The organism is Alteromonas sp. 5NS40-0096 (assembly GCF_057544385.1).
Window position 1 is genome coordinate 335,160 of record NZ_BAAJLQ010000005.1, and the last position, 26,757, is coordinate 361,916.

43 protein-coding genes are annotated in these 26,757 nt (G+C 39.9%); all 43 read right to left on the reverse strand.

The features are described 5' to 3' along the window. Nucleotides 1–65 precede the first annotated feature (65 nt). Entirely contained in the window at nt 66–743 is a 678-nt protein-coding gene (locus tag AC27G9_RS16550) for an alpha/beta fold hydrolase (protein WP_487075579.1), read from the reverse strand. 50 nt (nt 744–793) lie between these two features. Beyond that, on the reverse strand, nt 794–1,033 hold the full coding sequence (locus AC27G9_RS16555) for a hypothetical protein (RefSeq protein ID WP_487075580.1): 240 nt from the start codon (nt 1,031–1,033) through the stop codon (nt 794–796). 64 nt (nt 1,034–1,097) lie between these two features. After that, the gene (locus AC27G9_RS16560; RefSeq protein WP_487075581.1) at nt 1,098–1,454 is read right to left on the reverse strand and encodes a hypothetical protein; all 357 of its coding nucleotides are present in this window, start codon (nt 1,452–1,454) and stop codon (nt 1,098–1,100) included. 37 nt (nt 1,455–1,491) lie between these two features. Beyond that, a complete protein-coding gene (locus AC27G9_RS16565; protein WP_487075582.1) occupies nt 1,492–1,947 on the reverse strand; it encodes a hypothetical protein in 456 nt (151 codons plus the stop codon). Nucleotides 1,948–2,102: 155 nt separating this feature from the next. Beyond that, nucleotides 2,103–2,681 carry a hypothetical protein gene (locus AC27G9_RS16570; RefSeq protein WP_487075583.1) on the reverse strand — a complete coding sequence of 193 codons (579 nt, stop codon included), beginning with the start codon at nt 2,679–2,681 and terminating at the stop codon, nt 2,103–2,105. A gap of 131 nt (nt 2,682–2,812) precedes the next feature. Continuing rightward, on the reverse strand, nt 2,813–3,160 hold the full coding sequence (locus AC27G9_RS16575; RefSeq protein WP_487075584.1) for a hypothetical protein: 348 nt from the start codon (nt 3,158–3,160) through the stop codon (nt 2,813–2,815). 110 nt (nt 3,161–3,270) lie between these two features. Beyond that, nucleotides 3,271–3,672: a hypothetical protein gene (locus tag AC27G9_RS16580; protein ID WP_487075585.1), complete on the reverse strand. Its 402-nt coding sequence runs from the start codon at nt 3,670–3,672 to the stop codon at nt 3,271–3,273. Between the two features lie 52 nt (nt 3,673–3,724). Continuing rightward, nucleotides 3,725–4,099 carry a hypothetical protein gene (locus AC27G9_RS16585; RefSeq protein WP_487075587.1) on the reverse strand — a complete coding sequence of 125 codons (375 nt, stop codon included), beginning with the start codon at nt 4,097–4,099 and terminating at the stop codon, nt 3,725–3,727. 82 nt (nt 4,100–4,181) lie between these two features. Then, nucleotides 4,182–4,913 (reverse strand): LEM-3-like GIY-YIG domain-containing protein, encoded by a 732-nt coding sequence (locus tag AC27G9_RS16590; RefSeq protein WP_487075588.1) that lies wholly within the window; start codon nt 4,911–4,913, stop codon nt 4,182–4,184. 85 nt (nt 4,914–4,998) lie between these two features. Next, nucleotides 4,999–5,520: an HD domain-containing protein gene (locus tag AC27G9_RS16595; protein WP_487075589.1), complete on the reverse strand. Its 522-nt coding sequence runs from the start codon at nt 5,518–5,520 to the stop codon at nt 4,999–5,001. 99 nt (nt 5,521–5,619) lie between these two features. After that, nucleotides 5,620–6,036: a hypothetical protein gene (locus AC27G9_RS16600; RefSeq protein WP_487075590.1), complete on the reverse strand. Its 417-nt coding sequence runs from the start codon at nt 6,034–6,036 to the stop codon at nt 5,620–5,622. 253 nt (nt 6,037–6,289) lie between these two features. Beyond that, nucleotides 6,290–6,829, reverse strand: coding sequence for a DUF6174 domain-containing protein (locus AC27G9_RS16605; RefSeq protein WP_487075591.1), 540 nt, complete (start codon nt 6,827–6,829; stop codon nt 6,290–6,292). A gap of 141 nt (nt 6,830–6,970) precedes the next feature. Beyond that, nucleotides 6,971–7,639, reverse strand: coding sequence for an RDD family protein (locus AC27G9_RS16610; RefSeq protein WP_487075592.1), 669 nt, complete (start codon nt 7,637–7,639; stop codon nt 6,971–6,973). Nucleotides 7,640–8,155: 516 nt separating this feature from the next. Further along, on the reverse strand, nt 8,156–8,635 hold the full coding sequence (locus AC27G9_RS16615; protein WP_487075593.1) for a hypothetical protein: 480 nt from the start codon (nt 8,633–8,635) through the stop codon (nt 8,156–8,158). 126 nt (nt 8,636–8,761) lie between these two features. Continuing rightward, a complete protein-coding gene (locus AC27G9_RS16620) occupies nt 8,762–9,277 on the reverse strand; it encodes a CbrC family protein (protein WP_487075594.1) in 516 nt (171 codons plus the stop codon). Between the two features lie 434 nt (nt 9,278–9,711). Beyond that, on the reverse strand, nt 9,712–10,158 hold the full coding sequence (locus AC27G9_RS16625; RefSeq protein ID WP_487075595.1) for a zinc metalloprotease: 447 nt from the start codon (nt 10,156–10,158) through the stop codon (nt 9,712–9,714). Between the two features lie 81 nt (nt 10,159–10,239). Beyond that, complete coding sequence (locus tag AC27G9_RS16630) at nt 10,240–10,770, reverse strand: hypothetical protein (RefSeq protein ID WP_487075596.1); 531 nt, start codon at nt 10,768–10,770, stop codon at nt 10,240–10,242. A 652-nt stretch (nt 10,771–11,422) separates the two neighbouring features. Beyond that, complete coding sequence (locus tag AC27G9_RS16635; RefSeq protein ID WP_487075597.1) at nt 11,423–11,839, reverse strand: hypothetical protein; 417 nt, start codon at nt 11,837–11,839, stop codon at nt 11,423–11,425. Nucleotides 11,840–11,983: 144 nt separating this feature from the next. Further along, entirely contained in the window at nt 11,984–12,565 is a 582-nt protein-coding gene (locus tag AC27G9_RS16640; protein WP_487075598.1) for a hypothetical protein, read from the reverse strand. A 268-nt stretch (nt 12,566–12,833) separates the two neighbouring features. After that, nucleotides 12,834–13,199, reverse strand: coding sequence for a hypothetical protein (locus AC27G9_RS16645; RefSeq protein WP_487075599.1), 366 nt, complete (start codon nt 13,197–13,199; stop codon nt 12,834–12,836). Nucleotides 13,200–13,294: 95 nt separating this feature from the next. Next, nucleotides 13,295–13,639, reverse strand: coding sequence for a hypothetical protein (locus tag AC27G9_RS16650; protein ID WP_487075600.1), 345 nt, complete (start codon nt 13,637–13,639; stop codon nt 13,295–13,297). A 136-nt stretch (nt 13,640–13,775) separates the two neighbouring features. Then, nucleotides 13,776–14,642 carry an alpha/beta fold hydrolase gene (locus tag AC27G9_RS16655; RefSeq protein ID WP_487075601.1) on the reverse strand — a complete coding sequence of 289 codons (867 nt, stop codon included), beginning with the start codon at nt 14,640–14,642 and terminating at the stop codon, nt 13,776–13,778. Nucleotides 14,643–14,749: 107 nt separating this feature from the next. Then, nucleotides 14,750–15,043, reverse strand: a complete 294-nt coding sequence (locus tag AC27G9_RS16660) for a hypothetical protein (protein WP_487075602.1) — start codon at nt 15,041–15,043, stop codon at nt 14,750–14,752. 66 nt (nt 15,044–15,109) lie between these two features. Next, complete coding sequence (locus AC27G9_RS16665) at nt 15,110–15,508, reverse strand: hypothetical protein (protein ID WP_487075603.1); 399 nt, start codon at nt 15,506–15,508, stop codon at nt 15,110–15,112. 41 nt (nt 15,509–15,549) lie between these two features. Then, a complete protein-coding gene (locus tag AC27G9_RS16670) occupies nt 15,550–16,029 on the reverse strand; it encodes a DUF6438 domain-containing protein (protein ID WP_487075604.1) in 480 nt (159 codons plus the stop codon). A 121-nt stretch (nt 16,030–16,150) separates the two neighbouring features. Beyond that, complete coding sequence (locus AC27G9_RS16675; protein WP_487075605.1) at nt 16,151–16,603, reverse strand: hypothetical protein; 453 nt, start codon at nt 16,601–16,603, stop codon at nt 16,151–16,153. A 111-nt stretch (nt 16,604–16,714) separates the two neighbouring features. Beyond that, nucleotides 16,715–16,915 (reverse strand): hypothetical protein, encoded by a 201-nt coding sequence (locus tag AC27G9_RS16680; RefSeq protein WP_487075607.1) that lies wholly within the window; start codon nt 16,913–16,915, stop codon nt 16,715–16,717. 790 nt (nt 16,916–17,705) lie between these two features. Next, on the reverse strand, nt 17,706–18,041 hold the full coding sequence (locus AC27G9_RS16685; protein ID WP_487075608.1) for a hypothetical protein: 336 nt from the start codon (nt 18,039–18,041) through the stop codon (nt 17,706–17,708). Between the two features lie 118 nt (nt 18,042–18,159). After that, nucleotides 18,160–18,471: a hypothetical protein gene (locus tag AC27G9_RS16690; protein WP_487075609.1), complete on the reverse strand. Its 312-nt coding sequence runs from the start codon at nt 18,469–18,471 to the stop codon at nt 18,160–18,162. 110 nt (nt 18,472–18,581) lie between these two features. After that, nucleotides 18,582–19,136: a hypothetical protein gene (locus tag AC27G9_RS16695; protein ID WP_487075610.1), complete on the reverse strand. Its 555-nt coding sequence runs from the start codon at nt 19,134–19,136 to the stop codon at nt 18,582–18,584. 502 nt (nt 19,137–19,638) lie between these two features. Further along, nucleotides 19,639–20,043, reverse strand: coding sequence for a DUF6559 family protein (locus AC27G9_RS16700; RefSeq protein WP_487075611.1), 405 nt, complete (start codon nt 20,041–20,043; stop codon nt 19,639–19,641). 101 nt (nt 20,044–20,144) lie between these two features. Further along, the gene (locus AC27G9_RS16705) at nt 20,145–20,600 is read right to left on the reverse strand and encodes a hypothetical protein (RefSeq protein WP_487075612.1); all 456 of its coding nucleotides are present in this window, start codon (nt 20,598–20,600) and stop codon (nt 20,145–20,147) included. Between the two features lie 120 nt (nt 20,601–20,720). Next, a complete protein-coding gene (locus AC27G9_RS16710) occupies nt 20,721–21,386 on the reverse strand; it encodes a hypothetical protein (RefSeq protein WP_487075613.1) in 666 nt (221 codons plus the stop codon). A 111-nt stretch (nt 21,387–21,497) separates the two neighbouring features. Next, a complete protein-coding gene (locus tag AC27G9_RS16715; RefSeq protein WP_487075614.1) occupies nt 21,498–21,818 on the reverse strand; it encodes a hypothetical protein in 321 nt (106 codons plus the stop codon). A 135-nt stretch (nt 21,819–21,953) separates the two neighbouring features. Beyond that, the gene (locus AC27G9_RS16720) at nt 21,954–22,241 is read right to left on the reverse strand and encodes a hypothetical protein (RefSeq protein WP_487075615.1); all 288 of its coding nucleotides are present in this window, start codon (nt 22,239–22,241) and stop codon (nt 21,954–21,956) included. A gap of 103 nt (nt 22,242–22,344) precedes the next feature. Further along, nucleotides 22,345–22,557, reverse strand: coding sequence for a hypothetical protein (locus AC27G9_RS16725; RefSeq protein WP_487075616.1), 213 nt, complete (start codon nt 22,555–22,557; stop codon nt 22,345–22,347). Between the two features lie 186 nt (nt 22,558–22,743). Further along, a complete protein-coding gene (locus AC27G9_RS16730; RefSeq protein ID WP_487075617.1) occupies nt 22,744–23,136 on the reverse strand; it encodes a hypothetical protein in 393 nt (130 codons plus the stop codon). A 118-nt stretch (nt 23,137–23,254) separates the two neighbouring features. Next, nucleotides 23,255–23,893, reverse strand: coding sequence for a glutathione S-transferase family protein (locus tag AC27G9_RS16735; RefSeq protein ID WP_487075618.1), 639 nt, complete (start codon nt 23,891–23,893; stop codon nt 23,255–23,257). Between the two features lie 120 nt (nt 23,894–24,013). Then, on the reverse strand, nt 24,014–24,355 hold the full coding sequence (locus tag AC27G9_RS16740; RefSeq protein ID WP_487075619.1) for a hypothetical protein: 342 nt from the start codon (nt 24,353–24,355) through the stop codon (nt 24,014–24,016). 104 nt (nt 24,356–24,459) lie between these two features. Next, complete coding sequence (locus tag AC27G9_RS16745) at nt 24,460–24,858, reverse strand: hypothetical protein (protein WP_487075620.1); 399 nt, start codon at nt 24,856–24,858, stop codon at nt 24,460–24,462. A gap of 126 nt (nt 24,859–24,984) precedes the next feature. Continuing rightward, the gene (locus AC27G9_RS16750; RefSeq protein WP_487075621.1) at nt 24,985–25,344 is read right to left on the reverse strand and encodes a hypothetical protein; all 360 of its coding nucleotides are present in this window, start codon (nt 25,342–25,344) and stop codon (nt 24,985–24,987) included. Between the two features lie 121 nt (nt 25,345–25,465). After that, the gene (locus tag AC27G9_RS16755) at nt 25,466–25,876 is read right to left on the reverse strand and encodes a hypothetical protein (protein WP_487075622.1); all 411 of its coding nucleotides are present in this window, start codon (nt 25,874–25,876) and stop codon (nt 25,466–25,468) included. A gap of 438 nt (nt 25,877–26,314) precedes the next feature. Further along, nucleotides 26,315–26,629, reverse strand: coding sequence for a hypothetical protein (locus AC27G9_RS16760; protein ID WP_487075623.1), 315 nt, complete (start codon nt 26,627–26,629; stop codon nt 26,315–26,317). Nucleotides 26,630–26,757: the final 128 nt, after the last annotated feature.

Sequence of the window (26,757 nt, forward strand, 5' to 3'; positions counted from 1 at the left end):
TGCGCTATAACGTTGGCTGTTTCAAGGTGACTGTACAACCAAGCAGGAGAGGTAGTGACGTTAATTTATTCCGGCGTTTCCACGAAAGCTTGTATTGCATGCCACGCTCCTTTGGGATTGGTTTGAAGCAAAAAATGCGTCCCATCAAGTTCTTTGACGATAACGTTTTTGAACGTGTCGATAAATATGGCTACAACGCTTTTCGACACCAATGTATCTTGATTAGCCAAAAGGTAGAGGCTCGGCACTGTCGATTCAACCTCCGGCGCACCAATACTCGAAATTTGTCTAAGCCGGAACTGTATCAGAGCTGGAGAAATAGAAGACATCACCTGCTTAAATTTCTCTCGTAAGTACTGCTTATCGCCCCGTCCAAATAACAGTTTTTCTAGCAACCAGTTCGGCTCTTTTGCAAGCTTGATTAACGGCTGTGGTATGTTGCCAGCCAGCTTGGATAGCCGAGAAGGCGAACTCAAGAAACTCGCAACAAATACGATTTTCTCTACTTTTTCTGGAAACTCTTTCACTAACGCTAAAGCCACCATACCAGAATAGGACTCGGCTACTATGATGGACGGGCCATGTATCTTTGGTGCTACATATCGGGCTTGCGCTTGATAAGATGCCCCTATTTCCTGCAGTAGCGGAACAACAAGGGCATTCACACTTGAAGGTAGAATGTCAGTAAAGGGCTCGAATAGTTCGCCCGTACCATCCATGCCTGGTAACAATACTAAATTCACGATTCGCACCGAGTTTTATCTTGCATTGACCGTATCCTCAATTTGCCAGTTTAATTAAAAACGACACTTTCCTCGTCTCTTGTTAGCGGCGAGAAAGTTTCCGAAGAGTTGTTTATTTTCCGTTTGAAAAAGAGTTGGTAAGACACTAAAAGCCAATCGTAGTTTACACAAACCAATTCCCATCCTTCCGCACCGAGTTCAGTACAAGCGGTTTCGATTTCCAATGTTTTTGTTGCGCGAAACTTAAATAACCCGTTAATTTTTACAATCTGGTATTCAAAAGAGTCCATGATTCTCCTTTTATGATGTGTTCTGAAGCCTGAATGGACAGCAACATGCTCTTTAGATTTAGCGCTATTGAGTATTACTGGCTAAAGGCCAATAGATGGTGAGCATAGTAAATAGCACCAGCAATACTGACAGCATAAAGCCCATTATCGAAAAACCTACAGAGAACCGATTAAATGCCTTTGAGCTTTTAAGTGGCGCAACAAATGAAATGATAAACAGTGCAAGGTAGATAATTGCCGTGAGTGGCCAGTAATGAAAAGAGGGCATAACCCAAGCTAGCCAAAATGGGAAGTCTACTTCGAACTTTGTGAAAACCTCTTCGAATCCTGCCAAAAATATCGACGAGCCATAGCCAATCAAAGCCAAGACCATGCAAGCAGAGAGTAAAAGTGTATTCGCGTGTTTGTTAAAACTGTCCATGTTTTTTCCAAATGTTATTAATAACGTAGTAGTGAGGTTAGTCGTGCAAAAAAGTCCATGAAGCGGTGTAACAGGGCCCGCCGTGATCATACCTTTTTGCTTGTCCATTATGTTTGAATTCAGCTGTAGCTTTGAGAGTTAGCCCATTTCTATCTTTTCTCGGTCGCTGTAAGCACTTTTCAATCTCATCCCACCTTGGTGAAATTCCTCCATGTCCAGGATGGGAAGTTGATGCCACTTTCCCGCTTTCGTAGTCATTATTCCAGTCTACGAAGATTCGCCACTGTTCTATTTCTAATTCCAATTCTGAGTTCGATATTGGAATTAAACTAAAAGTATCGAGATAACCAATGTTATTGTCAAAATCAGAAATGAACCTGTATGGTGTGTTGTGCAATATAGTTATTCCTGTACGAGGGCCGTCGTAGTATTCGTTTTCGACAAGTACAACACTCTCCGAAACATTTTCAATGCCTTGCTGATTCAAACTCATCTATTGCGGTCACTCATCAATATATCTCGTTATCGCTAAAGCCTATGTCAGTTCATTTACGTTTCCAATAAGGCTTCTTATCTTCAGCACAGGCATTCGTGTAGGTGAGGTTGCGTGCGCTTCATCGGACTCGACGACACAGTTATTAGGCGAGCCTAGTCATTGTCGAGACACTTCAAAACGGTGTTTAATGTGTCTTGCCATGCTGTATTCGAGTCAAAATTTTCTACTAATCCGTCTTTGGTCGTTTGGCCAGTGAACGCCGCCATTCCATGCTGAATCATGTAGGTAGGCTTGTAAGCTGGTGGACCTAATTCAGCGAGGCGCTGGCAAATGTTACTGTTGTCACTCGTTACATTTTCAAGTGCGGCCTGAAATGAGGCCAACGTATCCTGAGATTGTGCTCCAAATACGTTCATTCGCAGCACACTGATGGCTTGATGAGCCGTCTTGTCTGAAACGCGTTTAGTGTCAAAAAAACCATATGACATACCAGCAAAATAAAGTTGTGCAGCGTTGCTGTAGTCTTGTTGGTTTAAACAACTATTTAGCCCTCCGAATATATCAACCGGATTGCTCGTATTCGAAAGCTCAGTGACAGGAACACATTCAATTTGTTGAGAAGACGCTAAATTTTCATCTGCCTCATAGTGAGTTACCGTACTTTGGGGTGTAGAGTTGCAGGCGGTGAGCAGTAACGCACTTAGACTACCTAAAATTAACTTTCTATCCATGATCATAAGCTCTCTTTGTTATCGTTGTAGTTTTCGGTTTTGATGTTAAATAGCCACTGAAGATTATGTCTAGCGCCATTTTAGTTGCCGTTTTGTTGTAATTTGGGCTCCGCATATGACCCGGGTTTACTCTAGTTTTTTGTCACAACAACTGACTCGGCATGAGGAAGTGTCTTACCCCATGGCCCTGACTTACAGCCATTTAGCCACATACTCACTTTTTTGTCGCCCATGTGTGCCGCTAGCACACTACTCAACATCGAGTCATATCCGTTTGGATAGTCATCGCGCCAAAAAACGATTTTTGCATTGTCTTCACAGTTGTCGCTAGAAACCGGCCCAGACGCAGAGTAAACAGTAAAGAAGGTGTCAGTGACTTCAACAGAAGAAATATTAAACTCTCCACTGCTAACTGCGGAATAAACGTGTGTCGTGACGCATAGGAGAGGCAAGAGGATAAGCCTGGTAAGTTGTTTCATCAAAGTCCTTTTAATAAAGAATGGTTAGTGAGTGTATAGGTAGCTTACTATCAAAGTGGGTAAACAACCTGCTGGAAATCCATGCCACAAGTGTTCCATTGTCATATTGTTTATTCGGGTCCTTGGTTCTGGACATATATTGCTAACAATAGGGTTTTCGATTTAATAGTCTCACCTAGGTTTCCCGTGGAGTCTAGGCTGGCTGATTTTGAGATGTATCCTTTGAATACCACGCGATCATTTTTTTCAATTACTGGCTTACCCGCAGGTTGTATGAAACTCGTTACCCAGATCGGCTCGATGCCTTCGATTTTGAGGTCGAGTTGATAAAAATGATTACTTTCGAACTCAATATGGGTTATGACTGTGCCACCTAACGCCGTGAGTTCACCTTCGTACAAGGGGTTAAGTTCGCCATTCATGAATGGATTTTCGTTTGCTTGCTCCGCATATTCTCCTGCAAAACAAGTGATTGATAAAAGTGCGGTAATGAAAAATACAAATTTGAACATGGGTTTTGCGCATCCTTGGCACAACTAGCAAGTTATTGGTTATACCCAACACTTAGTCATAGTACCAGCCTTCTTCGGCATAAAACTGACAAAATTGGTCAATTGTTAAAGATGGAGCATCAACTAATATTGCTTTTCGCCTCAGGGCGTAGCCACGAATGAATTTTGTTGCATTGGGGATGGAAAACCACTCGTGTGGTGTGTTCTCATCTTGAACGATGCGTAATAAGTAGAGCGCGGCTTGCTCGGCGTTGTGTTTGTTGAATTCTGATTCCTCAATTCTCATATCTTCTGCCACATTGTCATTGAGCGGGCACAGGTTTTGAGCGCTGATGGCCGAGCTATAAAACGACAATAAAAAGAATGCCAACGGCATGGCTGTTCGTGATGACGGTCTTAACTTTACGAATCCGTTGAATCTTTCCATGCTAAAACACGCTTCCTTATTGTGATTTGGTGATTTTCTCAATGACAATTGGCCGGGCGCAATGATTTGCACCTCTGAACTGTTACCAAGTGTACTTTATTGGGTTTGATGAACCTTTTTTTCGAAGTGTATCTGGTAGTCTTTTGCCCACATACATTGCCTTCAACTGCGGTGGAGCATTTTCTCCGATAAATCCATAGCGCCCTTCGACGGGTTCTCTGCCAGGAAAGTTTTCCGAATTGGCTGGCATCCAGTTTTTCACGACAAAGGCGTCGACTATGACTCCGCGGACTGAAGCAAGGACAACCTCAGCTTCGCAGGCTTTGTTTACACTGATACGCCAAGCGTACCGTGTGGCCTCATAAACTGAAGTTTCTAGCGCAGTTCGGTTGATTGAAATAATTAACGCTTTGTGATGAAACTCTGCAGCCTCGGCTGCGTATTTTTTTATGATTTCAGCAGCATGTGCGGCACCGTAGTCGTTACTGCCATGCCCACTCACTATGTTGGTAATGCCAGGATAAGCGTCTATTAGTGCCGCTTCCACTTCAAAAGCGGTCTCCTCGGATAGACCGTGTCGATGAATAACATGGGATACCTCAAACCCGGCCAATTGTATTTCACGAATTCTTGCAAGCTTGTCGCTTAATTCGTTATTTGCTGAGTTTCCTGCGGCATGGGTAAAAACTCTATTTCCTTGCCCCTTACCAATATAAAAGGTTTCTCCATTCCGCGGGTCGATTAATCGATAGACGTAATATTGAAGTTTACTGATAACCTCTGATGGGAATGACTCGATCTTTGAGCCCGACATTCTCTCTCCTTGGCCGATATTCCAGCATATTCTCTATGGGTTAGTGACTAAAAACAGGTATTCCGTGATGAATGGTTAACTATTTTTAGCGGCTACGAGCCAATCTGGCATCGCCTCCTAGGGCAATTGTTTCAAAGCAGCTGTCGAAGTCTAAATATATATCCCAGTAGTCTTTACCGAGCTTGCCTGCAATGAGCCGAATTATTCGCGTTTCTAACGGTTCGATTCTTTTGCCTTTCCACAGCTTGTCTGAAAGTGCAATTAGCAGCTCCTCGAGCGAACACTCAAGTTCGTTGTACCTAGCATGTGATAAACAGCAACGGGCAATTTTGCTATCGATACCGTGTTTGAGAAGCAGTTGTTCTCCAGCAGGTTCATGTTCACTGCCCGGTCCATCGAGTTCATTCGTGAACTCAATTTTACCTGCATCGTGTATTGCTACACCAATCTTTATAAAATCGTAATCCAGATCTAAGGGGTACGACGACAAAAAGGTGATCAATTCCTCGGCTGCTTCACCAACTAACAGCAAATGTGTAATAAGTCGGTCACAAGCCCCGAGTGATTTTAAAAATGTTCTAGCTTGAATGGGTGAGCTGAATTTCAAGATGTACCTTTATAGCAATGAAAGTGCAAAATGCACGATAGTACTCGCAGAGAATCGTTAAAGAAGTCTGGTTTATGTGGTCGAAGCACAGTGACAACATTATTCAATATTGAGTTTGCCCATTTCTTGTTGGGTAATTGCCAACACATGAATCCGTTCCAATGTTATTTTACTTAGTGTTATCGCAATACCAAATGCGACAGGTGTAAAAAGATAGAAAAGGGGATTAAGCCCGAGCATATAGCAGCCGATGATATGTAACACGCCACCGATAATGCCCACAGGAAGCCGGTACTTTAACTTAAACATTTGGCCTGTGAAGCGCGCAATAAAACCAACTGCAGCGGGGGGAACGGCAAGCATCAATATGATTGCGACTCCCATCTCAGCGATCAGCATATATATTACAAAACCAACAAAAGCACCGATAAGCGCCCCGAGCAAACCGAAAACTGGTTTTTGCTTTTGATTGAGCTCTTGCAGTGCCGCTTCCATCTCTTCTTTTGAATATCTCATAAAACTTCCTTTTTGGTATCTTGAATATTTACACCTGAAATCGTTCGATGCTCGCGACTACTCCAAAGCATTGAGATCTTGAGGATTAAATACGTGGTTAAAACTGTTCCAATTAGATGTAATACCAATATCGTAACCGTAGATAAGTGTTACTTGAATCACGTCTTTTTCTAATGACTCTGGGTAAGTTGTTATGATTATCTGTGCTATATGCTTAGCTCTCCACGCAGCGTGTTGCGAAATGAGCGTTTTGTTAATCTCTACTACTGTTTAAAACTTCAAACTCACTGACTTGTATAAAGCACTCATCGTCGATGACTTCTTTTTCCCAGTCTACGTTAATAATGGTGGGGAAGCCAAAAAATGGATGATACTCAATGGACACCTTGTGCGACATTAGATTTGCCTTTCTGACTTCGTCAAATAAGTCATCTATGCTTATTGGTTTAATAACAGGGGATTTTTCCGCTGGTGTTGAAACTAAGCCTAATTCAGTTTTTTCAATTCTGTATGAGTGTATCCACATACAACCAGATGAAACTTTATAGCGGTATAGCGAAGGCTGATTTGAAACCCACTTTTGCACGTTCAGTTTAAGTGTGTCATTTTTCCTTTCGCTTTCACTGATTGAATATCCAATTACCCAAATGCCAACAAGTAATAACATTAATATTACGATTGAAAAAATAGTAAGAGGACTGCGGGAATCTAAAATCACAGTGAAGCCTATCGCCTTTTTAAAACGGCCCAAACTATTGAGTTTGGGGGCGGTTGGAAAGTTTGTTTGCTCCAATTATTCACAACAACTTATATCCAAGTGATCGTATAACACTAACAACCAGGGCAACCTCTCAGCCACTTTTTGTGGGTAATACGCAAACTTAAAACTTTGTTAATTGGCCCTGAGAGTTTACGAACGAGCTTGAGTGACTCTTCATGTACGCACAACTACAGTACCTCCTATTAGGTCATGAAGAGCTCTACGCTTCTTATTGAACAACATCGTTACAAACTCAGATAGCGTCCATAAAAATGAGAATATCCCCAAGAGAATAGAAGAAAAAACAAGCGGTTGTGAAATCGCATTGTGCATACTCATTTCAATAGTGATGGCGACGACTAAAATCGCCCAAAAACTGTTCAGAGCTAGATTGACTGACTCTCTTTTAAATGCCTGAGGAATGTGAATTCTTCCTTCGTCTTTGTAGTTTAGGACTTGGACGCCAACTAGCATTTTTCCTAGAGTTTGACCATACACCCCATGCATGATGATGAAGTAAACAGACAACTGCACGCCATTTAACGCTTGTATGAGACTATTTTCTCTAGCGTACTCAACGCCAAAAACTAGGCATTCTATGTAAATAACAAATGCAAATAGAATCCCGTCGATAAAAGCTGCCCAACATCGAGGCCAAAACGTTGAATAGCGGTCAGCGTTAGAGAGAGTTTCTTCAGAACTAGTGCCATTTTGCTCGTCGAAATTTGATAACAGCTCGCTGATTATGTTGTACCTATCAGGGTACCGTTGTTTGTCGATGTTTAGTTTGGCTTCAAGCAATTCATCATATGAATAGTTTTCAAAATTAGGAGCGTCATCCATAAGTAAAAATCATCCTTTTGGTTTATAAAATCCCGATAACGGGTGAGTCTTTGCTGCGAAAATGGCGATGTGGTATTGCGTTTGCGTCCCAGTACGCGAAGCGAGTGTGTTAATTTGTTTATACCCCCATCAGAGTTACATACCATTTTGGCCAATACAGGCCAAAAACGAAACAACTTATTATTGAGATTAAGAGTGGCCTTGTGTCGCTTAACCAAAATGATAGAGCCATACCTAGAGTGCTAGCCCATCCCCACGGCAAAGCAATCGAAAATAGAAAGCCGATGGGCAAAATAGTTATCATGCCAAACAAATCATCGATTGGGCGCCAATCGACATTTGGCTGGGGTACATAAGTGTAATTCCAATAGAGCATAGAAATAGTAGACACTACCAAAGTGACGACTAAGCTACTGACTACCCAATACAGTGGGATTTTTTTTCTACTTACTGTGAATTCCATTCATTCCTTGAGACATGCAGTAGTTTAATCGACTCTGACGTCTTTTTGTTCTGTTATGTGCCAACATAGCTCATTAAACCCATTATATTTTTTACTTTGCTGGAAAGAGCCTTAAATTCCTCCTCTCTTTTGAACCCCTTACAGCCATGATTTATGCGCACTGTTTTCTGCTGACCCACATATTGAAGCGTTAGAAAACTGTAACCATTATGGCTCCATAGTTCTTTACACTGTGGGTCCACGCCGTCTGGATTCATGCCATAGCTATCTGAAAATTCTGTGAATTGATGATTGTCCAAGATCCGCAGTACTTCTGAAAAAGTCTCTGACTTGTTTTCGATTTTGTACGCTCGGCTTATAGCAGCATCGTCTTCGATTATCAGAAATGTCGTTCCATCACTAAAAATTGAAGCCTTGTAGTGTTCCCAAGGCTCTTTAAAACTAAAAGAAGATACAGTGAATGAAACATGACTTGGCTGCTCACACAGTGCAACGAATGAAATCAAACACATCACGCACAAAAAGTATTTCACCGTAACTCCTCTGGCATATAGGCACGATCACGCTCTTTAAAATTCCAACTTGCGTAGCAAGTAGCGCATATTCTGCTCTTGTTCCACAAAAAACATGACAGCTTGCGGCAATCGTGTGCAGTGATTTTAATTCGCATCCCAAGTGCAATATTTTTTGCCATTAGAAGTGAACAAGTAAACTGAAACATCATAGTTGCCTTCTTTGTGGTTGATAATTTTCTTCTCAGGAAGAACATCCCAAAGCCAATCAAAATCTGTATTTTCTATATCAAAATCCATAAATGAACTTATGAACTCATCTTTATTTTCAAAATCTTGTTTTGAAGCTAAGCACTCGAAGACACAATATTGATTGTTAATAAATGGCCAATCTAGATCTTGCCAGGTTGGTAGACTCGGTGTCTTGTACACAATTGTCTCTATTTCTTCTACGCTACCTTGAGTGGCCTCGTTTGTTTTAATTTCAAGTTTCTTGAGTTTGCCCTCGGAAAGGCAGGTATCGCATATGCAATCTATTTCATTGGGACCATAATAGCCGCCTGCATAAAACCACAAACCTTCTTTATCGCAGATTGTGCATTTTGATATTTCATCAACTTTAAACGCAAAGTTTTCTGGATCTCTAAAGTACCTAAATTTCATGTAGCCTCACGACGTCTTTGTTAAATAGCTTGCTAGGTAATTCCGTTCTTGATGGGTTCCGTCAGTAATTTTAGCTTCGATAAGTCATCGCAAAAAAATGCCACGGTAGCTTCATTTTTACATTCTATCTATGTGATTGAAGCAAAGGAATATCCCTTAATAGATAACTCACACCAAGAGAATTCTTTGAAGTTAGCAAAGTGATGTAGGTTAACTCCTTGAGCATGCCATTCAATAACGGAGTTTAAACACCTAAAGCATCTGAAATTGATTGAGCATTGATAGATACTAGCGATTCCCAAAACTGGAAATAATTTTTTGTTCTTCAGTGAGTGCGAAGCAGGGGTGTTTGTTTCATGATATTCAAGCACAAAACAAGTGACTTTGTGGACGTCCTAGCCATCTTGTAAGTAACTTGGGCGGCTTGTTGTGTATTATTTTACCAATGAAATAGTGCCATCGTTTTTTGATATCTTTAGACTATACTTTTTCACGCTCCATTCTTTTCGTGACTTCGCAGATACATTAGTGTCTGGCAAGGTTGTTAACAACGACACCACTATCTCATTCTCTGTTTCTGTAGTCTGCATTACATGCCATCCCTTTGCTGTAGGAAGTTCGAAGAGTAAAGGAGATTCATGTAAATCTCCCATACTAGATGAAATGAACAACCTGGAATTAGGACATGATTGCCATGGACCAGAACATTCTGAAACCTCCTCCCAACTTTGTATTACTTTGACAATTGGAAGCCCAGAGCTTTCGTATAGAACATTCATCGTGGAGAGAATATGAGCCAAGCCATCATCGCTTCTCATCAATTCATCAGAATATGCGCATGCACTAAAGTATAGGAGCACAATTAAAGCTAGTTTTTTCACTTCCCATCCTTATTAAGAACATTTGATTAATGGGCGAAGCCGCTGCAAGTAGGCGTGCAAACGAGCGCGTTGTTCGGCGTGTTAGAAGCCACTTGCATAGTACGGTTCAATTTCGAATTTTCCATTATCAACGGATAAAACGGCTGGGTAATATGCTCGATAATTAGCATCAAGACTTTCATCGACAACCCAAAGCAAATATTTTTGATCAGTCAGCATACCTTTCACACCAATCTTCACGTTGTGATTCTCTTTTTCATACGCCAGCGAATCATTGCCTTGGACCATAAATAAGGCTTTTAACTTATCATTGCGATCAACCATTTGTGCTAGAGAAAGTGGGAACTGACGAACACGTACTTGCTCATTAACTTGGATTAATAATAACGTGTAACTTGGTAGATGGCGTAGACTGGGAGATAAGGAACATTCAAGGTATTCCGATGCGATCATCCTATTGTAAACAGTATCAGCTAAGCGTTCTGATTTACGCTGGTGGTTGTAGCTAGCGCAGTCTGAGGCAGTGTGGCCGGATTGAAAACTGATTTCCGTCTTTGCTTCTACGCAGACGCAAAATAAAAAAGCTAAGACTATAAATCCAAATCTTCGCACAAAATTCTCCTCTTGTGGCTTCTTAATTCCAAATACAGGACGTAGGCTCTTGAGCAAAACTGGCGAAGCCGCATTGTTTTTTCCCAGCAACCCGCGCAGCGGGTTGCGACTTGAACGTTTTGTTATAACCGCTATGGAGTAACATTGCTCAGTGTTGCAAGATAAGAAACAGAGAAATAAATAACAAGAAGAACTACGCTAAATCCTTTAAAGTACGACTTTGGATTCTTTTTTACAGAAGATGAGGCAAAGAAGATCCCAACCCCAAATATTAATGACGTCACCCCCAATAGCATGTCACTTTTAGCTTTCGATGGAATGTCATTGAAACCCCAAACAGCTCCATATAACTGAACACACCCACCGAGAATAATTAGTAAAGCAACAACTCTCAAACCTGAATCCTTCGCGGTTAAAACAATTGAATAAACTCCAAAACGGTCGTGTTTCACAAGTCGTAATGGTTTTTTTACGTTTGTATTTGTTAAGAGGCTAATGCATAAGTTACTGCAATGGCAAATAAAGTCTGTGTTGGGTGTTTTTTGTTTAAATGGTAAAAACACTCCAAAGAAAAGCATTTAATTCGACTTTAACTCCTTTTATTTGCAGTTGTTTGCTTTTCAACACGCCCGCGTGCGTCGATAGCGATCTGTTATATGCGTTTATATAAATTGCACGGACCTACAAGAAATGGCTCGCTTAAGCTACCACTCTCTGCGCCCGGTTTAAATGAGAGAAGATAGTAGCTACCAGTTATATCTGGAGGTTTGGGAAACCAATTATTCATTCCTCCATTTGTTATAAATTTTGCGTAGAAAGATTCTTTTGAAGTACCTTTAATCGCTTTTGCATTTATAAAACGCACAACGGTTACGGGATAAGATGTATCTTTACCTTTAGCTAAAACCTCTGAATTTTCCGTCTCAATATATGATTTAACAATGGAATCAAACTCACCGATGAGTACGGTTGACCCAGAAGGTGTTTTCTCAACGTAGTTTGGGGAACCACACATGATTGAATAAGACTCAAAACTGAACAGAATAAATGTTAAAAAATACCATCTCATTTGATTGGCCCACTAGAGTATAACTTTTAAAAAAAGAAGGCAGAAAATTGGCCTATACTGCAGAGCAGCCCACGTGAATGCGCTCGTGTGCAACGTCTTGATGCGTTGGTCGTTGAACGCTCTGTGAGGCTTTTGCGCCATAATTTATTTCCAACCGGAAATAAACTCGAGTGAAATCTTCGAGTTATCATATTCTTCTGGAACATTACCGATCTTCACTCTAACTCTATAGTTTTTAGTACCAGAAGGAAAACTGTGGGTGTACATCACTTCGGATGATTTCATAGGTTCAGAGAATGGGTCGAATGCAACAGCTCTATTGTTAAGCCTTTCTTCTGAATACTTATAACGCGCATTCCATTCAAATTCATTTGCCCATTGGGCCTCACCTAATTCAACCATTCTTAAATAGTGTGCATTGAGTGGTGAGTTTCTATAGAAATATGTGACATTGTTTTTACCGATTATGCTTACTTCGAGAACTGTATCTAGTTCGTGAAAATTCACTGGATTGCCATTTGATATTCTCACGCGAAGAAATGATGTCCCATGGGAATCGTAACCGTTAATAGAAAAACTGTATTCACGATTTGAGGCAAAATCCTTTTGCGGTAATTTGAGCGAATAATTCGTTAAAAACCAACCTGACTTTTGGTACTCACCATCATCTTCATACCCACAAGCCGTAAGTAAGAGAGGTAAGATCAAAATCCATATTCTGTTCAAAATGACTCCTTTTCCTTGGAACTGAAAGGCCAGTATAACGGCAAAAATACGTAGGCTATAGTAACAAGCGAAAGGACCCTACGTGTTTTTTGTCCCTGGCGAGCGATGCGAGTGTGTCTGCGTTTGTTAGGTATCCTATTCTCCGAAGCCCGGATAACATTATTGGACAATAATCCCAAATTCTTATTGTTGAATTTATCGTTTCGAATTCAAAGTAGTGGGATTAGCAATAAATTTATTGATGGTTCTAAAATCGAGCACAACATTTTTAACTAACAATGATAGCTACAAAATGGACTATACATCCTTCACGCACTAACCCATAACCCCATGCACCATAAAGACCATCCCATGCATCTTTACTTGTTTCAAGTTCAAGAATCGAATCCCCCTCTTGAAAAGCTCTTTTAATGACATAAAACTCTTTCCTAGTGTACTTTGAATCTTTCATCAATGTTCGAAGCTGTTCCAACGAAATAGGATCAGATCTTTTATACAAAGTCGGATAGCCCGATACGCAAACACCATTCTCCATTCTTTTGGAAAAGCCGAGATTCAAAAAATAGATAATGCCAATAACTAGTATGCAGCTAAGTAAAATAGACAAGCGAATTGTAAGTTTATTTAAATGCATAACACCCTTGTTAAACGGCCCAAATGCACTGGCTATACTGGGAGTGAAGCGAACCTAACCAGCGATTTCGGGGCCGGTTAAACAGTTTGTTAGGCCTACCAACCAATGTAGTCAAAATTAAACTGTGTCGCATTTGGCCAGATATGAAGCATGCCGTAAATATATGTATAAACAACAATGCTAAATGGAAATAAAAATATTGGCGAAACCGTTTTGTTTTTAACGACGAATTCATATAACCAACCACCAATACCCAGCGGGATGAGGACAATTAAAACGGCATAAATTAACTTGTTGTTGCCCGTGAGCTTATCCGACTCTCGACGCATTAGGTCAACTAGGCACAGCAACCTATACCCACACAACAATACAGCACTGAACATTCCCACGGCAGTAAGTGCTCTCCATGAGTCCAAATCCATTCCCATAAATTCATTCATTATTTAATTCCTTTTCCTTCGTACATTTTGGTAGGCATAACGCCGCGCTAAACGGAAAGTAATAGTTGGCTATACTGAGAGGTGAAGCGAAACCGAGCCACCTGTTTCGAATCTGCCTTTAGCGCCTTGTTGAGCCTCATTGACTAACAAGCTCTTTAATACTTTTAACTACCAAATCACGGTCAGCAATGTGTAAGTGGTGCTTTTCTGATTCAGAATAAACGACACGACTATTGGTAGATAAGCTCTTAAAATAGTCTTCTGCACCAGCGTATAAAGCATCCATTGAGTAAGCTATTTCATCAGGAACAAATGGTGGATCGTTTCTTTTACCTGTTAGCTTTGAACGTAAAACTATTATTGGCTTGTCGCCAAAGTTTGAGGCATCAGTTAATATTTTATAGCTTCTCATATGGTCAACATTTTCAGGGACTTTTTTAAACATGGGGTCGTGAACGCTTTGCTCGAAATTATAAAGGCGTTCTAATTTTTCATTATCTGTTTTAAAGTTTTCTGGCCATCGAGTACCCATTGTATAAAAATATCCAAATGGTGGCGGATCAATAAGAACAGCGCCTAAAACTTCTTGTGGATAAAGATTGTTGTATGCACTGATAATATACGAGGCATATGAACCACCAGCAAAATAATATGGTGGCTTTACTTCTGCTACTTTTAGTAACTTCCTGAGTCTATTTGCCATTTCATCTACAGTGAATGGAACGGTACCTTTTTCGCTTTTTCCTAATCCTGCGCGGTCATATAAGCAAATGCTAAAGTCGTCTTTCAAGCGATTTATATTTTCTAGCCAAACGCCATCTGAGCCTGAACGTCCAAAACCCTGCTCTAGTATCAGTTGTGGCTTATCATTTTCATAACACTCAAGATAAAGCTTAAATCCACCTACATCATATAATCTCGATTTTGTAGGTGTTAGTTCTGATTCTGACGTGTATGCACCAAAGCTAACCAAAATTAAAAATAACCATAAAATTGATTTCATATTGACTCCATTCTTTCGGTGAGGTTTAACTTTTCAATAACGGGCAGTATTGCGTGGGCAAAAATTTGGAGCGAAGCGACTTAATGTATTTATTGGTTTGTTAGGTCTCATAGCTCGCGAATCACTATATGTTCTGGTTTGAAGATGTTCACTTGTCCTGTCTCGTATTCTTTGAGCCTCCACCTGTAGACACCTTGCTTTAATAGGCTCACAGCATTTTTGACTGTGCGAATATTAGATACTTTATTTTCGGCTTTCTGAATTTTGTCACTCTTGTTTTTAAATTGGAGCGTTTCTGAAAACATCGAAAATGTTCCGTCCTTTTCTCGATAAGGTAGAAAGACTTTATCAATTACCTGACCTTTCATTCCCAATGAATAATTAATGTAATTAACTTCCATATTTCCTCCTTGATCTCTAACGCTCAGCTAAGGAGCGACATAGATGTGACCCTCTGGATCGCCTTTTTAAATGGCATAAGCACCAAGCCTACTGATTGTAAAACCAACATACTTACCTATTACTTTTGAATCATGGGTATCAATTACATCCTCTTCAATTAATACCCCACAATCGACTTTGACTGGATCTATGGAAATAATTTGGCCAAACGCCCTGTATTTCCAACCTTCAATTTGCTCAATACTTTTCTTCCTCTCAGGGTTTGAACAGAAGATAGACTCCCAACTCTCATCTTCATCAAGTAAATTTGAAAACTCAATTTCAAAACATTCGCCAGCCTTTGGCATGACGTCCACATCTAAGGTTAATTCATCCATTACGCAATAATGTTGCCCATCTATTTCTAGAACGGCCTCAAGATAGGGTCCTTCAGTTGATACAAGTACTGCTTTCATGTTAGCCATTTAACGCCCCAATGAGCGAAGCGATAGCCTTTAGTGGTTTGTTATCTGCCAACATAGTCACTGAGCCCTATGAGTTCAAAAAGTGTTTTCTCTAAAGCTTTTAACTCTTCTTCCCGATCGAAACCTTTACAGCCATGGTAGTGATGTACTGTTTTTATATTGCTCGCAAACTCTAAAGATATAACTGTGCTAGGAAGGTCTGACCATTCTTCCCTACACGGATTTTCTTCTCCCTCTCCGGCCCACCCATAATCATCGCGGAATTTTTGAAAGCTGCTCTCATCGAGAAGACGTAGGATTCTTTGAAAAAGATCAGAATTGCTAGGAAGCCGATATGTACCGACTAGTTTAGTATGGGCATCCCCGCGATAGACAATTATTCCATCAGAGAAGACGTCAACTCTATACGCAGGGCATGTGCCAAAACAAGCTGTAGTTTCCATACTAAAAGCATCTGTTGGGCTAGGATTGGCCAACAACCCGGTAGATAGAAACGACAGTAAAAAAATAACGTATTTCATAGATTCATCCTTGGTACATAACACTAAGCTAAAGGGTAACGTGCGAAGTACCATAGTGTTATTGTCCCAGTGACCGACGGAGACAAACTAAGCACGCTGTTATGCCTTGCGTAATTTAATATCATTTTTTGAAAAAACCTTGGACCTGATTGATAGAGCCTTGGAATATCCCCCTGTGCCCACGGTCTGATTTACTAAATTTGCCAATAACACCGACAAATTGCCCGCTTGCGTCTTTAGGCTGGAGCAATTGATTACAAAGATCCGCATTTTCCGGAAATTTGCAGTTGAAATGATCCAACTCTGTGTCACCAAAACTAATCCATATCGAGTTAGAAAAAGATGAAGCAATGCTGTGTTCTTGAGTTAAAAACAAACCACTTACCTCGAATTCGTATCTATAGTAACCATCTACTTCAACAAACTTGCCATCATATTTTTCTGGGGAAGCTATCAAGTTGATTATCGAGACTCTGCAAAGCTCTCCAAAATGAAAGTTTTCACAGTTCATGTCTGAGCTGTATGAATGAATCGGAGAACAAATCATTAAAATTAACAATGCTTTTTTAAACATGAGATCCCTGTAAGGTATAACGCCCCGATAAAGAGCAATTGCATGCATGCGAGGATTGCGGCGCCGCATGCGAGAAATTGTCCCAGTTAGCCAAGTGAGTTTATCGGTTCGTTAGGCTTTGAATTTGTTAAGATCACTTAACACAACCTCTTTACCAATGTAATCATCCATATTAACTCTATTTGCCTTGTTTCTGCTTACACGGAAGTCTTCAAATATTTTTGCATAACAGTTGTCATAAATGGCAAGTGCGTTATCCAAACTGTTTGCAATAACTTTAAAGACAGCGGTATCACTACCTAGTTTGTTCATCGCTTTCGAGGAAATTTGATGATCGTAACTACTTTAATCACCGATCACAACAACCCGCCTCATAACATCCTTAAACCAGAATAGTTTTCCTAGTGAAACATCTAAGTACTGATCCCTCCAATCCCAACTCAAAGAAAACCAAAGTGGTCCTTTGTAAAAAAGGTACTCTGGGCACATACACCCTTGTAACTTTATTTGCTCAAAACCAAGTTCTATTAGCTTTGAACCAACAATCTGATGGAAGTTTTTATCGAATGAATCTGACATAAACCTCGTGCCAAAGCCCACTTAATGGGAGGTTAATTGCTGGCTTAAATTTGCGAGGGACTAGCACAGCCAGCGAATAACCGTCCCAGTGAACGTAGAGAGCGCCAACAGTTGTTTGTTAGCTACACAACCCCAAATAGCCTACGAATTTAAAGGCCAAACATGAACACCATTATTGATATAGTATGAATTAAGATTTGGCAGTGCTCTCTTTGTTAATAACTCAGGCACAGAGCCAAAACGATGTTGATATAGTCTGACAGCTGATAATCGTTTCCAACGATACAAGATAAATGAAGACCTTCGGCTTTGCCGAAGTTGATTCTCTCTCGTTGCAAGTCGTTTAATCAAAGTTTGAAACATTGATTTATTGAGAGTAAACCAAATTCTTTCTTTAAGAAATGGACTACCTAGCTCTACTGAATATTCCCTTTTAATCTTTACTCTTCCTTCGTGTAACTAACGGCCCGCATAATGGGCATATAATACCAAGCGACTTAATGTGATTGTTATACCGCTACCACTAACGCTTTAACCAGTGCTTTGGCAAGTTTTCGTAGCGGTAAAAATAGTCGATACATTGCTGCATATTGTACCCACATCTTTTCGCTATTAACCATGTAACGACTACAGTGGATAGACAAACTGAAAGTACAAAAACGACTATCATATACACAATAAATTCAGTTGAATTTTCTTGGGTTTTCAGAGGCGAGTCAGGATCTATGCTGAGGTATTCTGATAAAAAAGAATAAAACTCCGCAATTGGAAACGCACTAATAACGAAGATGACGAAAGTAATGAACAGGAACTTCATTCTTACGCTAAGTTTGAGGTTATTGTAATTAGTTCTATTCATTCGATGACGCCGTATAACGCCCCAATAAGGGGTTGATAATGCTTGGCTATAGTGTGCAGCGAAGCGGAATCGAGCCAAGCGTTAGCAGTCCCGCTATATTGGTTTGTTATGTTTTCTTTTATACCATGCCCCATAGCCAGCTGTATAAAAAGTAGAATCCAACAGCTAAAAAAGATGATGGTATTAAAGGTAATATTAAAACAACAAAACTAGCCATTGCGAAGTCTTCAACTGCTTCATCAGGGAAATGCTTCATCTTTTGGCGACCGCCAAAACTTTTGTAGTATGCGGAATCTTCGGGAAACTCTTTTTTAAAACCTTTATCGAAACTTTCAGCGTTACCACTTACAGCTTTAAACAGGTAGCTAAACATAGGCTTGCAAATAAGGCAGCCAGTTAATAGTGATAATATTGCTATCCACAAATTCATCTCGATTCCTTGTGAAAACAAAACTCTATGCTAACGGGCTATAACGCATGGGCAACAATGGCGCAGCCGCCCATGTGTTAGCGTCCCGCTTTACCGCCTTGTTATGAATTTTAGTATAGCTCTTCATTTTTCAGCTCATTTTCGAACAACTTCCAAAGCTTTTCGCCCGTTAAGACAAAATGACGATACCCTCTCTTTTTTGGTTCATGAGTTGGAGTCCATACGCACTCTTTTCCTTCGTTCTTTTCTAGACACCAAGTTGACCCATCTAGACCATTTATATCATCACTTATTAGTGTTTTTTCAAGATTGCTAAAGTCCTGCTTTAGCTCCGTATAAGTAGCATGATTTAACCATAAAACCCACGCCAAATATCTATTGGTATGATCTCTTATTTTTTCTACAGAATTAGATTTTCTTTTTGGGTCAATATATTTAGATGACATAATTTTCTGTGGCTTCAGCTCAAGAATAATAAAGTAATCATGCTCCTTTTCATCCACACATAAAGTGAAATATTCTCTATACTCGGAAAATGCTCTAGAAATAAATATTTTTCCTTTCTGCTCATATTTATATCCATACGCATAATCACATGTAATATCATCTCCAGCATACAAAAACGATGACTTTATAATTAACGCAATTAGTAGAAATAATCTCATTTTGGACCTATTCATAACGCCCGCTTAACGGGCAAATAATTGGCTTAGCTAAAATTAGGAACTCAGCGACAGGAGCCAAGCTTTAGTTGCCCCGTTTAAGGACTTGTTAGGTACACTTGGTTGTTGACTAAAATATTAACTAAACAATACAGTACCAAAAACGTAAGTGATACCGATACCCGTTAATGAAATACCAAAACCGATAAACCAGACTAACGCTGTTCCACGAATAAGTGATGACTCAGCATTATTAAGTTGCCGTTTAGTCCAAATATTGTAGTAGTAAAATAAAAAGAGCCCACCCAACGACATCGCAATACCGACAATAAAATTGAGCCAAATATCAAAAATAGTTAATTTTGTCTTAGATTTTGAAGACCATATTTATGTACCGAACACTTCAATAAGGGGCAATTGTTTGTATGCGAGAATATCAGGTCCATATGCGAGGAATTGTCCCAGTGAGCGGAGCGAGTGAGTTTGATTGGTTTGTTAGCCGTCATTAGTCACCACCTCCTGCATCACTAAAAGCATCACCAAGCTCACTGGTACTAGAAGAGCTATCATGGGAAGCAAATTCTTCTAAGTCAGAGAAAGTAAATTCGAAATGGTTGTCAAAACATATTTCGGTGATGTCCTTTCTCAATTCGATATAGTTTCGACGTTCATTATACTCGACTTGAAAGTCTTCAAATTCGTGAGGCGTACAATACATTGCAAAAGCATAACAAACATTTTCAAACGACCAGTCGTTTGTATTGCCTAAAAAGGTAAACGTCTCAAGAATTGCCAGCCGCACTTGCTCTTTTGTATAGAAGCTACTCCAACCGAACTGTTTCTTTAGTTCGAAGGGTAGCTCTCTAGCGAAAGACACGATTTGATTGTAGTTACTACTTCCTTTTTCCATGATAGTCCCTTTGTTGGCTAATTGCTTGCGTGCGAGAAATTGACCCTGTGAACACTAACGCCCAACTAGCGCCAGCGAGTGTCTACAGTGGTTTGTTATACCTACTTTTTACTTACAGAGAGCACACTGTAAGCCCAAACATTTATTTTACGCTCTTTGCAAAGATCACCATCCGTACAAATGCCACTAAACCAAATATCTCCAAACCCTATATTCAGTCCATTATAATTATAAAATAAGTTTTTAAACTGCTGTTCTTTAACTCTTGTCAGCATTTCCGGTGTAACAATACTGTCGTAGTTTTCAATGAATTGCTCTGTGGTGTCGTAGTAAACGCTACCGTTTGGATAATTAACTCGTATCGGATACAAATTTAGCGACGCTACCTGTTGCTTATCACCTGATAACAAGCTTGATTTTAAATTTAAGAAGAAAGCTTCGTAGTCTAGATTACCTTTAAAATACTCGTTGAGACTCTTATTCGAAATACCCTTAACATTGGCCGAAAATGCCGGACCACTGAACAATAAAAGAAAAATAACTAGGTAAACTCTCAATTAAACACCCTTTAGGGATAACGCTTTAATAACGAGTTAGCAGGGTATGGCGTGACGGTCGCGAAAGCAAGCGGCATGGCATGCTCTGATAATCTCCGTTCATTAACTTGTTAGGCGACCTCATGCTGATATAACCACCTTTCGTTTTTTATAACTTTTACCATTTTTTGTTTTTTCCCAGTATTTCCACATTTTTGAGTTGAATTTAAATTGTGCGTTTTCTTTTAGAAACTCTACTTGTGATAGAAATTCAGAACTCATACTCTCAAATGGAACGCACAAAAATAGTTCCATAGTTGAATTTTCCGAAAGGTATATATTTGCTCTTGATAGCCCAAGTTCTTCAGCTATCCTATCCCTACTAACAAAGTGACCATAATCCACAGTGGATTGGAAAGGGAGAGCTTTTCCCATTTTATCGATGAGCTCGAAATCAATTCTAATATTGAGTCTCGCCGGACTAATTTCCTGTTTGGGAAAAGGTCGGAATTGTTCGTATCGAGATAGGGTAGACGATAAATCTGAGTTTGGTATAACCCATTGATGTGAATGCCAATCTCCAAGATAGTTCCATCCATAGATTTCATACTTGCGATCCAGAACTTCTCTTTCAGTATTAAAAAACTGTGTTGGTAGATTCGAGGCATGGACAAGCTCTATCGCGACCCTTGAAGGTAGGCTATTATTTGCAGACTTTTCCATAAATGATTTTACTTTGAGCCAGGGCTTCGTAAAACCTTTTCCTAGTGAAATGTTTGACCGATAAGTGAAAATTCCTTCTCGCATTCCTTAGTCACCTAACGCCCCGATAAGGGGCTGATAATACTTGGCTATGCTCGTGAAGCGAAACTGAGCCAAGCGTTAGCAGTCCCGCTTTATTGGTTTGTGATGCGTATTTTATTTGCGCACTACAAGATCACCTGACGAAAACCATATTTGTCTATTATCAAAAAAGACTTCTTGCCAATTTTCTGGGTTAGTTGATTCATTTTGATAAGCAACAACAAATTGATGTTCAACCGATGATGTTTCAGGTAATACATTGATTAAAGAACTACCTGTAATTCCATATTTATCACAGAGGTTGAGCTGAGCAATGGAATCTTTAATTTGGATAATTAAGCCTATATGTTCTGCTTTTTCCTCTAACGACTGAAAATCTGATTTTTTCTCAAGGGCTTTCAAGTGTGTTTCTAAAACTGCAACTGCTGGATTCATCAGAAATCTCAATACGTATAATGCCCCATTCAGGGGCTGATAATAGCTTGCTAAAATTTTGAAGCGGAGCGGAACCGAGCAAGCTGTTAGCAGTCCGGTACTGTAATGGCTTGTTAGGCACTACTATACGCCGAACTACGCCTTTTGTTTATTAAAGCCGTAACTAAAATCTCGCTTTTGTACATCACGATTGTCATATTCTGCCCACCATACAACACTGCGAGGATCTTCCAGCGCTTTGTTTGTATAACTTACCAACGAATCATAATCACTAACTGAAAGATACAAAGCGCTTCTAATTATTCGTGAATGATCAATGGCAGTATCAATTTCCAATATAGGCTCAATGATTTCTTTTGCCTTTTGAGCATCGGGAAACTTATTTGTGATCCAGTTTTCAATGTCATCTTCAAACTTTTTCATGGTATGCCTAACACTAAGCTAAGGGGCACATACATGCAGCTAAAATGGCGGAGTCGCAGCAAGTAGGGGCTCAGCGAGCGCAGCGAGTGTGTTTATTGGTTTGTTAGGTGTCACTTGGTAAATCAAACTCCCTGTTTTCTGATTTATGGAACGCATTAATTACCTTTACTGTTGAGAGTAGAGCATCAAGGTCGGCTTTGTCAGTAAAAAATAACGTTATGCTGTCATCATCATGCTCGACACAATAATCGTATTCAATATCAAAAACTTCGATTAAAACGTCTTCGATATAATCGCGATGATCCCAGTCGACCAAATTTAAAATAGGTCCATGTTCTGGATCTATTTAAATAGTGATGTCAGATAAGAGATATTGAAAGTCCTTTTTCATCTTGGCACTTAATACTAAGCTAAGGTGCAAAAGCACAATGCGATAATAACGAAGCCGCACTGTATATTTGTCCCAGTAGCCCGCGCAGCGGGTTGCGACTTGAGCGTTTTGTTAGCTACCATACCAAAGCACCAATGGAGAGAGTATTGCCAGAATTGCAACAAACACTATTAAGTGAATGATCACGAGAACAAAATAGTTACGGATGACCAACAATGCACTAGCTAATGAATTAAACCATTTTGTTGCAGATAACTGCACAAATATGGGGTGATAAGAAACAAATGGTTTTCTTGCGAAGTGTTGGGCTGAAACAACTCCAGAGAAAAATACAAAAAGCACCCCCACTAAAATGGGAAATACGAACTTAGCAGCAAAGTCTCCAACTGATGAAACCACGAATATTAAAGCAAATGCACCAAAGAACATCGCAAATAACTTTATCGTAGATGTTTCTTTGAGTGAATCAAACTTTGAAGCAAGTAATCTGGGTAAGAACTCCATTTCTATTCCTTGGTAGCTAACGCCAAGCTAATGGGCGTTTGATGCTAGGCTAAAATGACGAGCGCAGCGAGACGAGCCTAGCTTTAAACGTCCTGTTGAGCGCCTAGTTATAAGCAACCTACTCATAATCCTTTAGGCTTAAACCTTCTTTTTCGCAAACTCGTATAATAGACTCTCGTTTAGCTAGTTTTTTAAGGTAGCGAGATAAATTCTTGAATGATAAAGGCGGTTTTTTTAACTCATCTGACCAAATAGACAGCATAAACAGAAAAAAATCACAGGCGCTGAGAGAGTCTCCAATTAAATAACTTTTACCTTCAAGCTCGTTGTCGAGCAATTCCAACATTCCAGTTAGCCTTTCTTCCTGAGCTTGTACTATACACTCAGCTCCTTTGCTATCTTTAGTATGCTTTTGAGGATAAAAGTAAACCATCAATTCAGCTTGAACAGTATTAGTCAAATACATCATCCATTGAAAAAATAGAGCTCTATATTGAGAGCCTATTTCAGGTATCAAGTTTGAAGATGGATTTGTTTCTGCTAGATGAACGCAGATTGCAGGGCTCTCGAAAATAGCAGACCCATTATCAATCAACGTTGGGATCCTTCCCGCAGGATTTAAAGCTAAATATTCCTGAGATTTTTGAGCGTTACTTTTCCTATCTACAGTGATTAATTCAAAATCAGCTTTTAACTCTTCAAGAATAAAGTGCGGAGCCATACTGGCATTCAGTGGATAATAGTACAATTGGTACAAGGGTCACTCCTTTTACAGTTGCTTTTAACTTTAAGTTAAGGGGCGAAACGCGTGGCATAATAGCCGTAGATGTAACGTGTTTTGCTCCCAGCGAGCGAAGTGAGTGCGTTTATTGAGTTGTTAGGTGCGGAACTTTTCAAGAGGAACCAACGTTAAAAACAAAGAAAACAAAAGGGCATTAAATAAATATGTTACTGAGGCATACAGCAAAATTAAATATACATCTTCTTCACCAGAAAACAGCATGCTGAACCATGGCTCACATATGCTCCCAGCGGATATGAAAACAAACATAAAAGTCAAAATGCCTGCGCCTGAGCCAGGCGAATCAGAAGTAAAGCTAATAAATAAATCGATTCCAAAGCAGACGGCTAGGGCGACTATCCAAGCCCCAATTAAGAAAATTATTGCTATGGTGTATCTTTCAATTATTTTTTGTTTTAAACCTGAACGGTTACCCATCAACCATAGCACCTAACGCCTCTCTAATGGGCGTAAAATTGTTGGCTAAAATTAGCGAAGAATGAGCGCAAACCAACTGTTTTGCGTCCACTTTAAGCGACTTGTTAGGTATTGCTTTCTCCAATAATGTCACTACTTGCCGCTATTCCACATAACCCGACGGATTCGGGCCACCACATAACATGCAAGAAAGGTAATGAATTCTCTTTTTGCACCACTTTGAAAGTTCCTACAGCATTACCATCATTAACCTCAAAATCAAGTTTTAGAGATTCTTGCATAAACTTGAAACCTTCAGCATTTTTAGGTGAGTAAACCAAATAAACTTCTAACTCATCTAACCCCTCCATTTCGGAAGGAATAACGAATTTATAAACACCTTTATCTTTAGTGTTAATAATTTCTATTTGCCTATTGTATTTTTCTCCGCTCATGGGAAAAGAACAAGACCAAACACTTGTGGATATACAAAATAAAGATATTAAAGTGATTACAAACTTCATAGCGAAACCTAACGTCTCGATAACGGGCGAATGCTTGCTGCGAAAATGGCGAAACCGCAGCAAGTATGCGTCCCAGCAAGCGAAGCGAGTGTGTTTATAGGTTTGTTAGGTGTCTGAACCCAAAAGCTACAGTACATCACGCAGTTCTCCATCTGCCTCGTATTCTCCAATTTTAACTTTAAGCCACACGCCTTGTTTGGTTATACGTTTGTCAGTGACTCTAGCGAACAAAGGTTCTTGCCACTGCCTGTTTGAGTCTTGAGCCACCCACATTTGACCTTTAATTTCGAGTTGTCTTTGTTTACGTTTGCTAACTCGCATTTCAGTAACGCCGTCGTACCAGTAACCTTTTCTAATGTCGTGAAAAAGGCTACCACAAGCATATTCCAACAAGCTACTAAACTCTCTTTCGTAACCACTATTAGTTTGTTTGACCAATAGTTCATCAATAATTTTTGTAAATCTTAAAGCGTTTGCAGTTTCCATTTAGTGCGGCACCTAACGCTAAGCTAAGAGGCAGTGACATGCGGCGAATATGCCGAAGGCGCCGTGCGTTACTGTCCCAGTGAACGTTGTGAACGACTTGAGCGCCTTGTTATACGCATGCTTACTCAAAATAACCTCTTTCGAATGGGACAAACTTTATAGCCTTGTTCTTTCCAACACCAAAGTTGTGCATAAACTCAATGTAGGAGTTCTCGACTGTATCTAATGCGGAGTCTTGGACTGGCCCGAAAGTTTGTGAATTTTTGTTTTGATAACCAAACAAATAGTCTATTTGACCGCCAAAGCATTCGTAGACAATAAACATCCAATCTAGCCCATCCGTAATTCCTAGGTTTGAGGCAAGGGCAAGAAGCTCGTCTTGAGTGGGATCTTTTGAGATGAATTTAGGAACAGAAATGCCAACACCGGAAAAGGGTTCATCAATAGCTACTACTTTTTCAACATCCTTATGTTTGTTGATGTCACGTGGCACTCTCTTTTTAACAAAGAAACCCGAAAACTGAAATGACATAAAACTCCTACTGCGTATAACGCCCCATTAAGGGGCTGATAATGTTTGGCTAAACTATGTAACAAAGCGGAACCGAGCCAAACTTTAGCTGGCTCGGTATATGCACTGCACTCTGGACTAACTGTTGGCTTTAACATTAATAATAATCCACAAAATGAAGAGAGCCGCTACACATCCAATAAATAAGGCTTTGTTTCCAACATGCCCAGCGTAAAAAGCAAGGCTCATTACCGAAAAAGCTAACACGCGATAGATTACTTTAAACCTTAAGCTATGCCGGTTTATTTTTCTTTCTACTAACTTGTCTAAAAACTTCATAGGTTTCTTAAGTGCATATAACTTTACGCTAAGGGGGCGAAACGCGTGGCAAAATAGGCGAAGCCTTCAAGTGTTTTGCTCCCAGCGAGCGGAGCGAGTGCCTTGAGCGCTTTGTTAGATTTATTTTAATCTTTCTTTGCATATTTGACACTGTGATGGATCTAAGTCCCAAAGCTCTCTTCTGACCAATTTGCCTTTAATTTCTATGTATTGAAATTGCGAAGTTCCGCATTTTGGACATGTGTTTAGAGTGAGTTGCACATACATAGCTAAAACAACTGGCAATGCACAAAGGCAAAAATACCAGAATGAGTTGGTGTCCATTGCAATTCCAAACAAGGCCAAAATGACAAACAGAGCAAAGCAAGTTTTAATAATTAATACAAACTTAGCTCTTTTTTGTTGATAAATTTTAGCGTTGTCCTTTTGACTCATTGATACCTAACTTTAAGCTAAGGGGCAAAAGCACAGTGCGAAAATCGCGAAGCCGCAGTGGGTATTTGTCCCACCAGCCCACGTAGCGGGATGTGACTTAAGCGTTTTTTATGTACGTTCATTTTTAG